We start from the raw sequence: 13,744 nt of genomic DNA, 5'->3' as shown, positions 1-13,744 counted from the left end.
AGTCGCCGGTGGAGCCGGGCGGGAGAGTGCAGAGTCGGCGCGGTTGTTCTTCCCGCATCCGCGCAACCGAAGGGACGGCTCATGGCACTCTCCCGTTCTGCCCGTCGCTCCTCCCGCTGGCTCGCCCTGGCCACCGCGGTGGCCTCGGCCGCCACCATCGCCGCGGCCCCCGCCGCCACCCCGGGCGCCCCCGGGATCGGTGACCCCTACTTCCCCGGCCTGGGCAACGGCGGTTACACCCCGCTCCACTACGACCTGGGCGTCAGCTACCACCCCGACTCGGGTCGGCTCGACGGCCGGGCCACCGTCTCCGCCCGTGCCACGCAGGACCTCTCCTCCTTCGACCTGGACCTCCAGAAACTGACCGTCGACCAGGTCCGGGTCGACGGCCGGCCCGCCCGCTTCTCCAGAACCGGCGACGAACTCGTCGTCCGGCCCGGTCGCCCGCTCGCCCGCGGCGAGCGCTTCGCGGTCACCGTCGTCTACCACGGCGTCCCGCAACCGCTCAGCGGCCCGATCGTCTTCGGCTCCCAGTACGGCTGGATGAAGACCAAGGACGGGGTGTTCGTGGCCTGCGAGCCCAACGCGGCCTCGACGTGGTTCCCCTCCAGCGATCACCCGGACGAGAAGGCCACCTACGACATACGGATCGACGCCCCCAAGGGGCTGACCGGGGTCTCCAACGGGCGGCTGGTCGGCTCCGGCGAGCGCGGCGGCCGGTCCTGGTTCCACTGGCGCGAGAGCCGCCCGATGGCGCCGTACCTGGCCACCGCCACCATCGGGAAGTTCGACGTGCGCACCGGCACCACCCCGGGCGGCACCCCGATCTACGTCGCCACCGACCCGAGCCTGCCGACCGGCAAGGTCGACGTCTACGGCATCACCGCCGAGGCCACCGACTACTGGTCGAAGCTCTTCGGGCCGTACCCGTTCGAGGAGACCGGCGCGATCGTGGACGACATGCCGCAGGCCGGCTTCTCCCTGGAGGTGCAGTCCAAGCCGGCCTACTCCGCGGTGCGCAACGAGGGCACCATCGTCCACGAGCTGGCCCACCAGTGGTTCGGCGACTCGGTGTCGGTCCGGCAGTGGAAGGACATCTGGCTCAACGAGGGCTTCGCCACCTACGCCCAGTGGCTGTGGTCCGAACACCGCGGCACCACCACCGCCCACGACGCCTTCCGCAAGGCGTACCGGGCCGCCCCGGCCGACGACGCGTTCTGGAAGATCAAGGTCTCCGACCCGCAGCGGGACACCATGTTCTCCGACGCGGTCTACGAGCGCGGGGCGATGGCCCTCCAGGCGCTGCGCGAACGCATCGGCGACCGGGCCTTCTTCCGGCTGCTGCCCGCCTGGACCGCCCGGCACCGCTACGGCAACGCGGACACCGCCGACTTCATCGCGCTGGCCGAGAAGATCTCCGGGCAGCGCCTGGGCGACCTCTTCCACACCTGGCTGGACACCCAGAGCCGCCCCGCGCTGCCGGGGGAGTGACCGGCTAGTCGGCCTGCTTGCCGCCCCGGGCGCGCAGTTGCTGCGGTCGGGGCAGGTGCAGCCCCAGATAGAGGGCGCCCATCCGGAGCGCGAACACCAACCCCGCCGAGACCACCGCGGCGGGGTTGGCCCCGGCGCCGAGGCGGTCCATCAGCAGGTAGCAGCAGGCGCCGGCCAGCGCCGCGATGGCGTAGACGTCCTCCCGCAGCAGCAGCGGCGGGAACTCCCCGCACAGCACGTCGCGCAGGACCTCCCCGGCCACGCCGGTCAGCACCGCCAGGATGACCACCGCGAGCGGGGTGGCGCCCGCCGAGATCGCCGCCCGGGCACCGATCACGGTCACCACGGACAGTCCGATCGCGTCCACCACCAGGAGCGACTTGCGCGGCAGGGACCAGAAACGCAGGTAGACCATGGTGCCCACGCCGACGCAGATGATCACCGTCAGCAGCACCCAGTCGTGCGTCCAGTACAGCGGCCGCCGGTCGAGGATCAGGTCGCGCAGCGTTCCGCCGGAGATGGACGCGGCGAACGCGAGGACCAGACCGCCGAACGGGTCCATGTTGGCGCGGTAGGCCGCCAGCACGCCGCTCGCGGCGAAGGCCGAGACGCCGACCAGGTAGAGCACATGAAGCATGCGGTCATGATGGCAGCCGCGGAGTCGATCACTCCGGGCGCGTGCCGAGTCCGACTCCCGTCCCGTTCCTTGAAATTGACACTACCGGTCGGTAATGGATCCGTGTAGCGTGCCGCCATGGCATCGGTGACCGCAGGAAACAGCGAGTTCGACCGCGACACCGCGGTCACCCGGCGCGCCCCGGGCGTCTACGACGCCCACCTCTCCGCGGGCTGGACGATCATCAACGCCGTCAACGGCGGCTACCTCCTCGCCCTGCTGGGCCGCGCCCTGGGCGACGCGCTCCCGCACCCGGACCCGCTCACCCTCACCGCGCACTACCTGACGGCCTCCGCCCCCGGCCCCGCCGTCGTCCGCACCGAGGTGGTCCGCACCGGCCGCACGCTGTCCACCGGCACCGCCACCCTGGTCCAGTTCGCCGACGACGGCACCGAGGTCGAACGGATCCGGGTGCTCGCCACCTACGGCGACCTCGCCGCCCTTCCCGACGACGTCCGCACCACCGCCAAGCCGCCGGCCATCCCGCCCTACGAGCACTGCCTGGGCACGGACAGCGCCCCCGGCGACCGGCCGGCCATTCCCGGCAGCACCGCGATCACCGAGCGCCTGGACATCCGGCTGGACCCGGCGACTGTGGGCTGGGCGGTGGGCGCGCCCTCCGGCAAGGGAGAGATGCGCGGCTGGTTCGGCCTGGCCGACGGCCGCGAGCCCGATCCGCTCTCCCTCCTCCTGGCCGTCGACGGCCTGCCGCCCACCGCCTTCGAGATGGGCCTGAGCGGCTGGGTCCCCACCGTCGAGCTGACCTGCCACGTCCGGCACCGCCCGGCCCCCGGTCCGCTGCGGGTCTCCATCGTCACCCGCAACCTGGCCGGCGGCTTCCTGGAGGAGGACGCCGAGGTCTGGGACTCCGCCGACCGCCTGGTCGCCCAGTCCCGCCAACTGGCCCGCACGGTCCTGGCACAGTAACCGCCCGCCGGCCCCGGCGCGCCGGACCGCCCCGCGAACTCCCGCAACGCCACCGACCGTTCGCCCGGTGCCAGCCCCTGCATGAGCCGGCCCGCGCCCCCGATCGGCCGCAGCCGCGCCCCGGGGGCGCGGGCCGCCAAGGCGTGCCCCTTGGTGGCCGGGGCGACGGGCGCGGTGTCCCGTGCAGCAGCCCCACCGGCGCCGCCGCTTCGCCTCCGTCCCCGAGGACGGTCCACCGCACCTCGCCCGGGCACTGGGGAAAGTTCGGTCCGCGAGCCACTGTGTCATGAGCGTCAGGTGGGTGACTGCTTATCTCGGGTGTCGAGGGGTGGGTGCAGCGTGCGCCCTGGGGGATGCGCCCCCGCGCGGGGCACGCGCCCCCGGGGGGCTCGTAGAATCGGCGCACCATGGTTTACCTCGACCACGCCGCCACCACCCCGATGCTTCCGGAGGCGGTGCAGGCGATGACCGCCCAGCTGACCGTCACCGGCAACGCCTCCTCCCTGCACGCCGCCGGCCGGCGGGCCCGGCGCACCGTCGAGGAGGCGCGGGAATCACTCGCGTCCTCCCTGGGTGCCCGCCCCAGCGAAGTCGTCTTCACGGCGGGCGGCACCGAGGCCGACAACCTCGCGGTGAAGGGCCTGTACTGGTCCCGCCGGGCGGCCGATCCGGCGCGGACCCGGATCCTGGCCAGCCCGGTCGAGCACCACGCCGTCCTGGACGCCGTCGAATGGCTCGCCGAGCACGAGGGCGCCACCGTCGACTGGCTGCCGGTCGACGCCCTCGGCCGGGTGCACGCCGAGGCGCTGCGCGAGGCGCTCGCCCGCAACCCCGCCGACGTCGCACTGGCCACCGTGATGTGGGCCAACAACGAGATCGGCACGGTCCAGCCGATCCGCGAACTCGCCGAGGTGGCCCGGGAGTTCGAGGTCCCGCTGCACGCCGACGCGGTCCAGGCCGTCGGCCAGCTGGACGTCGACTTCGCCGCCTCCGGGCTGGCCGCGATGACCGTCTCCGGCCACAAGATCGGTGGGCCGTACGGGATCGGCGCGCTGCTGCTGGGCCGCGAGCACGCCCCCGTACCGGTGCTGCACGGCGGCGGCCAGGAGCGCCACGTCCGCTCCGGCACCCTCGACACCCCGGCCATCGCCGCGTTCGCCGCGGCCGGCCGGTACGCCGTCGCGCACCGGGCGGAGTTCGCCCGCGAGATCGGCGCGCTCCGCGACGACCTCATCAAGGCCGTGCGGGCCGCCGCGCCCGACGCCCTCCTGGGCGGCGACCCGGACCCGGCCGGCCGGCTGCCGGCCAACGCCCACTTCACCTTCCCCGGCTGCGAGGGCGACTCCCTGCTGCTGCTGCTGGACGCCCAGGGCATCGCCTGTTCCACCGGCTCCGCCTGCACTGCCGGCGTCGCCCAGCCCAGTCACGTCCTGCTGGCCACCGGGATGTCGCAGGACCTCGCGCGCGGCACGCTGCGCTTCTCGCTGGGCCACACCTCCACCGCCGAGGACGTCGCGGCGCTGGCGGAGGTCATCGGTCCGGTGGTGGAGCGGGCCCGCGGCGCCGGACTCAGCTAGCGGGGCCGGGCCGGCCGGGCGTCACGCCCGGCCCGCCGGCCGGCGCAGCTCCGCCCGGACCAGCGCCAGGTAGCGGTCCCAGTCCCAGTGCGGCCCGGGGTCGGTGTGGTCGGTGCCCGGCACCTCGACGTGCCCGACGACGTGCTCGCGGTCGGCCGGGAAGGCGTACCGGCGGCAGATCCCGGCGGTCAGCCGGGCCGACGCGGCGTACATGTCCGCGGTGAAGGACTCCGGCCGGTCCACGAACCCCGCGTGCTCGATGCCCACGCTGCGCTCGTTGTAGCCGCGGTTCCCGGCGTGGAAGGCCACGTCCAGCTCGCGGACGGTCTGCGCGACGTGCCCGTCACCGCGGACGACGTAGTGCGCCGACGCCTCGTGGAAGGGGTCCTGGAAGACCTTCAGCGCGGTGGCGAAGCTGCCCTGCACGACGTGCACCACCACCCGGTCGACGGTGTAGTCGTCCGGCCGGCTGGCCTGCCGGTAGTTGGCCGGGGACGCGGCCGACCACTGCGCCCCGGCGAAGTCCACCTCGCCCTCCTTGCGGGGCCGGCCGTTCCCCGGCAGCCGCCACCACCAGTACGCCAACTCCTCGCGGGCGGCGACCGCAGCCGCCCCGGCGGCCACCGCGGCACCGCCGCCGAGCAGCAGCGCCCGCCGCCGGGTGAGCCGCCGCCCGGCCGGCCGGGCGGCGCCCCGTTCCCCGTCTGCGGGCTGTCGTTCCCCGGCCGCAGGCCGTCGTTCCTCGCCCCGCGCCTCATCCGTCGCCGCCATGCCCTCCACAACGCTTTTCGGGCGCGTTCCGGTTCCGTCTACTCTTGAGGGGCTATGACTGATGCCGCCGCCCCCCGCCGTCTCCGCGTCCTCGCCGCCATGTCCGGCGGTGTGGACTCCGCCGTCGCCGCGGCCCGCGCCGCCGAGGCCGGCCACGACGTCACCGGGGTCCACCTCGCGCTGTCCGAGAACCCCAAGTCGTTCCGCACCGGCGCCCGCGGCTGTTGCACCATCGAGGACTCCCACGACGCCCGCCGCGCCGCCGACGTGATCGGCATCCCGTTCTACGTCTGGGACCTCGCCGAGCGCTTCCGCGAGGACGTGGTCGAGGACTTCGTCGCCGAGTACGAGGCCGGCCGCACGCCGAACCCCTGCCTGCGCTGCAACGAGAAGATCAAGTTCGCCGCCCTCCTGGACAAGGCGCTCGCCCTGGGCTTCGACGCGGTGTGCACCGGCCACTACGCCCAGGTGATCCTGCGCGAGGACGGCTCCCGCGAGCTGCACCGCGCCGCCGACATGGCCAAGGACCAGTCCTACGTCCTCGGCGTGCTCGACGACCGCCAGCTGGCGCACGCCCTGTTCCCGCTCGGCGACACCCCCACCACCAAGTCCGAGATCCGCGAAGAGGCCGCCCGCCGCGGCCTGTTCGTCGCCAAGAAGCCCGACAGCCACGACATCTGCTTCATCGCCGACGGCGACACGCAGGGCTTCCTCGCCAAGCGCCTGGGGGCCGCCGAGGGCCCCATCGTCGACGAGTCCGGCGAGGTCCTGGGTACCCACGACGGCGCCTACGGTTTCACGATCGGCCAGCGCAAGGGGCTGCGCATCGGTACCCCGGCCGCGGACGGCAAGCCGCGCTACGTCCTCGACATCTCCCCGGTGGACAACACCGTCACGGTCGGCCCGGCCGCCTCCCTCGACGTGACGGCGCTCACCGCGATCCGCCCTCGCTGGTGCGGCCGCCCGCCGGCGTCCGGCCCGGCCGGCTACACCGCACAGCTCCGCGCCCACGGCGGCGAGACCGAGGTCAGCGCGGAGGTCGTCGACGACACCCTGCGCGTCACCTTCACCGAACCGGTCCGCGGCGTCGCCCCCGGCCAGGCCGTCGTCCTCTACGACGGCACCCGGGTGGTCGGTTCGGCGACGATCGCCACCACCACGCGCCGCCCGGCCCCCGCCGCGGCGGCGCCGCAACAGGCCGGCTGACCCCACCGACACCACGGGCCGCACCAGGCCGTCCCACACCAGGGCCCCGGCCCGGCACTGACAAATGTCACCGCGAAGACGGGACGGCCGGGACTGCCGGCCGGGTGCCACGCTGCCGGAAGCTTGGGACGTCCGACACGGCGCACCCGGCGCCGTGCGGAGCCCAACTCGGGGGAGTCCGTGGTGAGTCAGCAGCAGTCCGCCGGCCGTCAGCTCGTGCAGGCCCTCACGCCGCTGGTGGTCGACGCCGGCATTCCGACGGCCGCGTACTACGTCCTCAGCGGCGGCTTCGGCATGTCCGACGTCGCCGCGCTGGCCTGGAGCAGCGTGGCCCCGGCGGCCCGCACGGCCTGGGGCCTGGTCCGCGAGCGCAGCGTCAACGGCCTCGCGCTGCTGATCCTCGTCGTCAACGCGGTGGGGCTGGCGACCAGCACCCTGACCGGTGACGCCCGGCTGATGATGGCCAAGGACAGCGGCGTCAGCAGCGTCGTCGGGATCGCGGTGCTGGTCTCGGTGGCCGCCGGCCGGCCCCTGATGAGCGCCGGGCTCAAGCCCTGGGTGACGAAGGGCGGCCCGGCGGCGGAGGCGGCCTGGGACCGGCTGCGGGGCGGGAGCGCGCGCTTCCGGCAGTTGGAGCGGCGGTTCTCGACGATCTGGGGGAGCGTGCTGCTGACCGAGTGCGGGGTCAAGATCGTCGGCGTCTACCTCCTGCCGGTCCACACCATGGTCTGGCTGGGCACGGTGCTCACGGTGGTCGCGCTGCTGCTGGCCATGGTGATCGCCGGCGGAGCCAGCGCAGCGCCGATGGAGCAGCTGGTCACGGCCGAGGCCGAGGCGGCGAACGGCCCCGGGGCCGGCTCCGGCACGCCCGGGGAGGCACCGCCCGCGCCGGCCGCCGCGCCCGCCGTCGTCTGAAACGGAGCGGCGCGGGAGTTGGGGAAATCGCGTACAGGTTGGCGTGGCGGGTACCCCCGCCCTCGATCCTCCGGGGCTCGGCGCATAAAGTCGGCGCAGCGCGACGGGACATCCAAGGCCCCGCGTCGACGGTTCAACGGCGATCCGGACGGCACGCGGCTTTCGTCGGCCACGAAGGGAACGGAAGTCATGTCGACTGTTCAATCTGAGGTCAAGCACGGTGGTCTGACCACCGGGCTGGCTTCCCTGCACGCCGAGTTGATCCGTCGGAACCCCGGCGAGGCGGAGTTCCACCAGGCGGCTCTGGAGGTCCTGGAAACCCTGGCGCCGGTGCTCGACGCCCGGCCCGAGTTCGCGGACGCCAAGGTTCTGGAGCGGCTGGTCGAGCCCGAGCGGCAGATCATGTTCCGGGTGCCCTGGCAGGACGACGCCGGGCGGATCCGCGTCAACCGCGGCTTCCGGGTGGAGTTCAACAGCGCCCTCGGCCCGTACAAGGGCGGCCTGCGGTTCCACTCCTCGGTCAACCTCGGCATCGTGAAGTTCCTCGGCTTCGAGCAGATCTTCAAGAACGCCCTGACCGGGCTGAACATCGGCGGCGGCAAGGGCGGCAGCGACTTCGACCCGCACGGCAAGACGGACGCCGAAGTGATGCGCTTCTGCCAGTCCTTCATGACCGAGCTCCAGCGCCACCTCGGCGAGCACACCGACGTGCCCGCCGGCGACATCGGCGTCGGCGGTCGGGAGATCGGCTACCTCTTCGGCCAGTACCGGCGGATCACCAACCGCTGGGAGGCCGGCGTGCTGACCGGAAAGGGCCTGGAATGGGGCGGTTCCAAGGCCCGCACCGAGGCCACCGGCTACGGCAACGTGCTCTTCACCGAGGAGATGCTCAAGCAGCGCGGTGAGGAGCTGGACGGCCAGCAGGTGGTGGTCTCCGGTTCCGGCAACGTCGCCATCTACACCATCGAGAAGGCCCAGGCGCTCGGCGCCAACGTGCTGACCGTCTCCGACTCGGGCGGCTACGTCGTCGACGAGAAGGGCATCGACCTCGCGCTGCTGAAGCAGATCAAGGAGGTCGAGCGCGGCCGGGTCAGCGACTACGCCGAGCGGCGCGGCGCCTCGGCGAAGTACGTCGCCGGCGGCAGCGTCTGGGACGTCGCCTGCGACGTGGCCCTGCCGTCCGCCACGCAGAACGAGCTCGACGCGGACGCCGCCCGGATCCTGGTCCGGGGCGGCGTCAAGGCGGTCTCCGAGGGCGCCAACATGCCCACCACCCCGGAGGCGGTGGCGTTCCTGAAGGAGGCCGGCGTCGCCTTCGGCCCGGGCAAGGCCGCCAACGCCGGCGGCGTGGCGACCAGCGCGCTGGAGATGCAGCAGAACTCCGCCCGTGAGGCGTGGACGTTCGAGCGCGCGGAGGGCGAGCTCGCCGCCATCATGCGCGGGATCCACGACACCTGCTTCCAGACCGCCGAGCGCTTCGGGCTGCCCGGCGACTACGTGGCGGGCGCCAACATCGCCGGCTTCGAGCGGGTCGCGGACGCGATGCTGGACCAGGGCCTGATCTAAAGGTCCGGTGCCGGGCCCGACCGCGGGGACCCCCGTGGCCGGGCCCGGCACCGTTCCCGCCCCTGCGGGGCGCCGGTACCACGCCCCGTAGGCTGAACGGCATGAACATCTGCGTCTTCTGCTCCGCCGCCGACCTCGACGACCGTTACGTGCAGCCCGCCCGGAAGTTCGCCGAGGCGATCGGCGAGGGCGGTCACGCCCTGGTGTGGGGCGGTTCGGACACCGGCCTGATGAAGGTCATGGCGGACGGCGTCCAGGAGGCCGGCGGCGCGCTCCTCGGCGTCTCCGTGGAGTTCCTCGCGCACAAGGTGCGGGCCGGCGCCGACGAGATGGTCGTCACCAAGGACCTCGCCGAGCGCAAGGCGCAGCTGCTGGCCCGTGCCGACGCCATCGTGGTGATGGTGGGCGGCACCGGCACCCTGGACGAGGCGACCGAGATCCTGGAGCTGCGCAAGCACGGGATGCACACCAAGCCGGTGGTGCTGCTGAACACCGCCGGTTTCTACGACGGGCTCAAGGCCCAGTTCGAGCGGATGGAGGCGGAGGGCTTCCTGCCGATCCCCCTCTCCGACCTGGTGTTCTTCGCCGACGACGGGGCGGCGGCGCTGGCCTACCTGGAGGAGCAGGTGCGCGTCCGGAAGTGACCCGCCGTCCCCCGGGCACGCCGTAGGATCGCTGCCATGGGTACGCACTTGATCACGGGCGCCGGATCCGGCATCGGAGCGGCGGTCGCACGGCGGCTGGCCGAGCGCGGCGAGGAACTCTGGCTGTTGGCCCGGGACCTCCGCCGGGCCAAGGAGCTGACCGAACAGTTCCCCGGGGCGCAGCTCCTCGTCGGCGACCTCGCCACCCCCGAGAAGCTCGACTGGGCGCTCGGCCACCAGAAGCTGCCGACCCGCCTCGACTCCATCCAGCACGTCGCGGGCGTCATCGAGTTGGGCGCGGTCGGCGACCTGCCGGCCAAGGCGTGGCAGCGGCAGCTCGCCGTCAACCTCGTCGCGCCGGCCGAGATCACCCGCCTGCTGCTGCCGCTGGTGCGGCTGGCGCAGGGGCACGTGGTCTTCGTCAACTCCGGGGCCGGGCTGGAGGCGCACGCCAACTGGGGCGGGTACGCGGCGAGCAAGCACGGCCTGAAGGCGCTCGCCGATGCGCTGCGCGCCGAGGAGCACGGCAACGGCGTGCGGGTCACCTCGGTCTACCCGGGGCGCACCGCCACGCCCATGCAGGAGAGCACCCACCGCCAGGAGGGCAAGGACTACGACCCGACCCGGTGGATCGACCCGGAGTCGGTGGCCACGGCCATCCTCACCGCGATCGACCTGCCGCGGGACGCGGAGCTCAAGGACGTGGTGGTCCGGCCGGGCCGGTGACCGTCTGCGGCCCCGGGGTCCCGGGACCCCGGGACGGCTCCGGCGGCCCGGCCGCCCCTCGCCCCCGTGCACCGCACGGGGGCGACGTACGCTTTCGGGGTGACCACGTCTAGGGCGAGCACCGAAGCGAAGACCTCCGCCGCGGCGGGGTGCGGGTTCCGGGAGATCCGGGGGCTCGTCACCGAGTTGGGCCGCCGCCTGGACGCCCACCAGCGCAGCCGGATCGCGGAGCTGGACCTGACGCCGACCCAGGCCAAGGCACTGGAGGAGCTGGGCGAGCCGAAGACCGCGCGGGAGCTGGCCGCGGTGCTGTGCTGCGAGCCGCCGAACGTCACCTACGTCATCTCCAAGCTGGAGAAGCAGGGCATGGTGGTGCGCCGCCCGCACCCCGCGGACGGCCGGGCCAAGCAGCTGGTGCTGACCGAGGCCGGTCGCGAGCTGCGGCTGGACCTGCTGCGGCGGATGGGCACCGCGTCGCCGCTGGACCACCTCTCGCACGACGAGCGCGGCGCGCTCCGCGACGAACTGCTCAGGGCGCTGGGCAGGATCGCCGGCTAGCCCGCTCCTCACCGGCCCCCGGGGCGCACTCCGGGGGCCTTTGGTATGCCTTCAGTAAAGTTATAGCTGTAACTATCACGGCGGCAATTAGATACAGCTATAACTAATTGCATGATCACTGAGACAGCGGCGCCGCGCGGCACGGCGAGCACCCCGACCCGTCCCGCGCCCGCCCGCGGCGGCGTCCAACTCGTCGTCCTGGCACTCGGGTTCGTGATGGCGAGCCTGGACACCGGCATCATGAACGTCGCCGCGCACGACCTCCAGGCCCGACTCGGACTGACCATGTCCGGCCTCACCTGGGTCGTCGACGGCTACGTCCTCTCCTTCGCCGCGCTGCTGCTGCTCGCCGGCTCGCTGGCCAAGCGGTTCGGCGCCCGGCGGACCTACCTCGCCGGGCTCGCCGTCTTCACCGTCGCCTCCCTGCTGGGCGCCGCCGCGCCGGGCGGCGGCGCGCTGGTGGCGGCCCGCCTCGCCCAAGGCGCGGGCGCCGCACTCTTCATGCCCAGCTCGCTGTCGCTGCTGATGAACGCCTTCCCCGAGCCGGCCCGCCGGGCGAAGGTGCTCGGCATCTGGTCCGCGATCGTCTCCACCTCCGTCGGACTGGCCCCGACCCTCGGCGGCCTGCTCGTCGGCACCCTCGGCTGGCGCAGCATCTTCCTGGTCAACCTCCCCATCGGCATCCTGGGACTGCTGCTCACCCGCCGGGTGATCACGCCGGTCCCGGGCACCGGCGCACCCCTCGGCGGCAGCGGCCACGTCCTGGGCCTGCTCGCCCTCGGCGCCCTCAGCTACGCGCTCATCGAGGGCCCCGCCACCGGCTGGACCGCGCCCGCCGTCCTCGCCGCCTTCGCGGTCACCGTCCTCGCCGCCGCCGGGTTCGTACTCCGGGAACGGACCGCCCGCACCCCCGTCCTGCCCGTCGCGCTCTTCGCCGACAGCCGTTTCAGCGCCGCCAACGCCGTCGGCTTCCTCTTCAACTTCGCCTTCTACGGCGCCCTGTTCGTCCTCGGCCTCTTCCTCCAGACCGGACGCGGCGCGAGCGCGGTGACGGCCGGCCTGCAGATGCTCCCGGCCGTCCTGGTCCTCCCGCTCGGCAACGTCCTCTACACCCGGATCGCCCCGCGCACCGGCAACCGGACCGCGCTCACCGCCTCCCTGGCCTTCTCCGCCGCCGGCTACCTGCTGCTCTTCCTCGTCCTGTCGCCGTCCCTGCCGTACGGGGTGATCGCCGCGGTGCTGGCCGTCACCAACCTCGCCGGCGGCATCAGCTCCCCGGCGATGACCGGCGTCCTGATGGAGGCCGCCGGCCGCGAGCACGCCGACATCGGCAGCGCGACCCTCAACGCCAACCGGCAGGTCGGCTCGCTGGTCGGCATCGCCGGCATGGGCGCGGTGCTGACCGGCGCGGGTGGCGCCTACCAGGGGACCGGATACGCCTTCGCCCTGACCGCCCTGGCCCTCGCGGCCGCGGCGCTGCTCGGCTGGCTCGGCCTCCGCCGGCGGAGCTGACCGCCCCACGGACCGGCCGGTCCCACCACCGGCGGACCGGGTGCGGGCCGGGTGCGGGCCGGGTGCGGGCCGGGTGCGGGCCGGGTGCGGGCCGGACGGGGCTGGGGCAGCCCGCCCGGCCCGCCGCCGCATACCCTTCCTGGGTGAGCGAGAACACCAGGCACAAGTGGGCCGCGGGCGCGGCGACCGGCATCGGATCGATGCCGGGCGGCGACGCGCGCGAAGCGGCGAAGACCGTCACCGGATCGCTGGAGGACTTCCCCCATCTGCCCGAACTCCCCGCCCGGGGGCCCGGCGCCGACATGATCGGGCGGACCCTGGGCCTACTCGTCGAGCTCTACGCACACGTGGAGCCCAGCGGCTGGCGGATCAGCGACCGGCCCGGCCGCGACACCCGGCGCTCGCGCTCCTGGCTCGGCGAGGACCTCGACGCCCTGGAGGAGTTCACCCAGGGCTACACCGGACCGCTGAAGGTCTCCGCGGTCGGTCCCTGGACGCTGGCCGCCGCCCTCGAACTGCGCAACGGCGAGGTGGCGCTCGGCGACCCCGGGGCCTGCCGCGACCTCACGGAGTCCCTCGCCGAGGGGCTGCGCGGCCACCTCGCGGAGGTCCGGCGCCGGGTGCCGGGCGCCGAGGTGGTCCTGCAACTCGACGAGCCGTCACTGACCGCGGTGCTCCAGGGGCGGGTGCGGACCGCGAGCGGTTACCGCACCCACCGGGCCGTGGACCGCGCGGTCGTCGAGGGCGCGCTGCGCGACCTCGTCGGGGTCGCGGACGGCGCACCGGTCGTGGTCCACTCCTGCGCCCCCGAGGTGCCGTTCGCGCTGCTGCGGCGGGCCGGCGCCACCGGCGTCTCGTTCGACGCCGCGCTGCTCACCGAGCGTGAGGACGAGGCGCTCGGCGAGGCGGTCGAGGGCGGGACCGCACTGTTCGCGGGCGTGGTGCCGGGCGTGGACGGTCGATTGTCAGACCCTGCCGGTAGCGTCATGGGTGTCCGGACGCTGTGGCGCAGGCTGGGGCTGGCACCGGGGCTCCTCGCGGAGTCCGTGGTGGTCACCCCGTCGTGCGGTCTGGCGGGCGCCTCGCCCGCCTACGCCCGAGAGGTCCTCGCCCACTGCGTCCGGGCGGCGAGGTCACTCGCGGACAACCCTGAGTGACCGCCCTGACAGGACACG

General features: G+C 73.8%; 13 protein-coding genes. 11 read left to right on the top strand and 2 right to left on the bottom strand.

Annotated elements, in window-relative coordinates:
- Positions 1–81 precede the first annotated feature (81 nt).
- The gene (locus tag ACLJT4_RS18295; RefSeq protein ID WP_411123333.1) at positions 82–1,491 is read left to right on the top strand and encodes a M1 family metallopeptidase; all 1,410 of its coding nucleotides are present in this window, start codon (positions 82–84) and stop codon (positions 1,489–1,491) included.
- A gap of 4 nt (positions 1,492–1,495) precedes the next feature.
- Here ACLJT4_RS18295 and ACLJT4_RS18290 read toward each other — a convergent pair whose 3' ends face one another.
- On the bottom strand, positions 1,496–2,128 hold the full coding sequence (locus ACLJT4_RS18290) for a trimeric intracellular cation channel family protein (RefSeq protein WP_037635628.1): 633 nt from the start codon (positions 2,126–2,128) through the stop codon (positions 1,496–1,498).
- 117 nt (positions 2,129–2,245) lie between these two features.
- On the opposite strand from ACLJT4_RS18290, the gene ACLJT4_RS18285 reads away from it, so the two are divergent.
- Together ACLJT4_RS18285 and ACLJT4_RS18280 are read left to right on the top strand one after the other, a co-directional pair.
- Entirely contained in the window at positions 2,246–3,094 is an 849-nt protein-coding gene (locus ACLJT4_RS18285) for a thioesterase family protein (protein WP_038521873.1), read from the top strand.
- A 407-nt stretch (positions 3,095–3,501) separates the two neighbouring features.
- Positions 3,502–4,671, top strand: coding sequence for a cysteine desulfurase family protein (locus ACLJT4_RS18280; protein WP_233658428.1), 1,170 nt, complete (start codon positions 3,502–3,504; stop codon positions 4,669–4,671).
- A 21-nt stretch (positions 4,672–4,692) separates the two neighbouring features.
- Here ACLJT4_RS18280 and ACLJT4_RS18275 read toward each other — a convergent pair whose 3' ends face one another.
- Positions 4,693–5,442, bottom strand: coding sequence for an N-acetylmuramoyl-L-alanine amidase (locus ACLJT4_RS18275; protein ID WP_411123332.1), 750 nt, complete (start codon positions 5,440–5,442; stop codon positions 4,693–4,695).
- Between the two features lie 54 nt (positions 5,443–5,496).
- On the opposite strand from ACLJT4_RS18275, the gene mnmA reads away from it, so the two are divergent.
- The 8 genes from mnmA to ACLJT4_RS18235 all read left to right on the top strand — a co-directional run bounded on the left by mnmA (position 5,497) and on the right by ACLJT4_RS18235 (position 13,726).
- Complete coding sequence (gene mnmA / locus ACLJT4_RS18270; RefSeq protein WP_411123331.1) at positions 5,497–6,648, top strand: tRNA 2-thiouridine(34) synthase MnmA; 1,152 nt, start codon at positions 5,497–5,499, stop codon at positions 6,646–6,648.
- 183 nt (positions 6,649–6,831) lie between these two features.
- Entirely contained in the window at positions 6,832–7,563 is a 732-nt protein-coding gene (locus ACLJT4_RS18265; protein WP_411123330.1) for a VC0807 family protein, read from the top strand.
- Between the two features lie 189 nt (positions 7,564–7,752).
- Positions 7,753–9,129 (top strand): NADP-specific glutamate dehydrogenase, encoded by a 1,377-nt coding sequence (gene gdhA, locus ACLJT4_RS18260; protein WP_411123329.1) that lies wholly within the window; start codon positions 7,753–7,755, stop codon positions 9,127–9,129.
- A gap of 101 nt (positions 9,130–9,230) precedes the next feature.
- Positions 9,231–9,773, top strand: a complete 543-nt coding sequence (locus ACLJT4_RS18255) for a TIGR00730 family Rossman fold protein (RefSeq protein ID WP_411123328.1) — start codon at positions 9,231–9,233, stop codon at positions 9,771–9,773.
- A gap of 36 nt (positions 9,774–9,809) precedes the next feature.
- A complete protein-coding gene (locus ACLJT4_RS18250) occupies positions 9,810–10,499 on the top strand; it encodes an SDR family oxidoreductase (RefSeq protein WP_016571834.1) in 690 nt (229 codons plus the stop codon).
- Positions 10,500–10,598: 99 nt separating this feature from the next.
- Positions 10,599–11,057, top strand: a complete 459-nt coding sequence (locus tag ACLJT4_RS18245; RefSeq protein WP_411123327.1) for a MarR family winged helix-turn-helix transcriptional regulator — start codon at positions 10,599–10,601, stop codon at positions 11,055–11,057.
- 111 nt (positions 11,058–11,168) lie between these two features.
- Complete coding sequence (locus ACLJT4_RS18240; RefSeq protein ID WP_411123326.1) at positions 11,169–12,569, top strand: MFS transporter; 1,401 nt, start codon at positions 11,169–11,171, stop codon at positions 12,567–12,569.
- Between the two features lie 143 nt (positions 12,570–12,712).
- On the top strand, positions 12,713–13,726 hold the full coding sequence (locus ACLJT4_RS18235) for a methionine synthase (protein ID WP_411123325.1): 1,014 nt from the start codon (positions 12,713–12,715) through the stop codon (positions 13,724–13,726).
- Positions 13,727–13,744: the final 18 nt, after the last annotated feature.

Origin of the sequence: Streptomyces sp. x-19 (genome assembly GCF_046549115.1) — a bacterium.
Taxonomy (GTDB): domain Bacteria; phylum Actinomycetota; class Actinomycetes; order Streptomycetales; family Streptomycetaceae; genus Streptomyces; species Streptomyces albulus_C.
Note: the sequence above shows the minus strand (reverse complement) of the source record. Positions and strands in the feature narration are given on the sequence as shown.

Bases quoted from the DNA above. Each gene is read 5' to 3' on its own strand.
- ACLJT4_RS18275 (WP_411123332.1), bottom strand. From the start codon at position 5,442: ATGGCGGCGACGGATGAGGCGCGGGGCGAGGAACGACGGCCTGCGGCC.
- ACLJT4_RS18250 (WP_016571834.1), top strand. From the start codon at position 9,810: ATGGGTACGCACTTGATCACGGGCGCCGGATCCGGCATCGGAGCGGCG.
- ACLJT4_RS18255 (WP_411123328.1), top strand. From the start codon at position 9,231: ATGAACATCTGCGTCTTCTGCTCCGCCGCCGACCTCGACGACCGTTAC.
- ACLJT4_RS18290 (WP_037635628.1), bottom strand. From the start codon at position 2,128: ATGCTTCATGTGCTCTACCTGGTCGGCGTCTCGGCCTTCGCCGCGAGC.
- ACLJT4_RS18280 (WP_233658428.1), top strand. From the start codon at position 3,502: ATGGTTTACCTCGACCACGCCGCCACCACCCCGATGCTTCCGGAGGCG.
- ACLJT4_RS18240 (WP_411123326.1), top strand. From the start codon at position 11,169: ATGATCACTGAGACAGCGGCGCCGCGCGGCACGGCGAGCACCCCGACC.
- gdhA (WP_411123329.1), top strand. From the start codon at position 7,753: ATGTCGACTGTTCAATCTGAGGTCAAGCACGGTGGTCTGACCACCGGG.
- mnmA (WP_411123331.1), top strand. From the start codon at position 5,497: ATGACTGATGCCGCCGCCCCCCGCCGTCTCCGCGTCCTCGCCGCCATG.
- ACLJT4_RS18295 (WP_411123333.1), top strand. From the start codon at position 82: ATGGCACTCTCCCGTTCTGCCCGTCGCTCCTCCCGCTGGCTCGCCCTG.
- ACLJT4_RS18285 (WP_038521873.1), top strand. From the start codon at position 2,246: ATGGCATCGGTGACCGCAGGAAACAGCGAGTTCGACCGCGACACCGCG.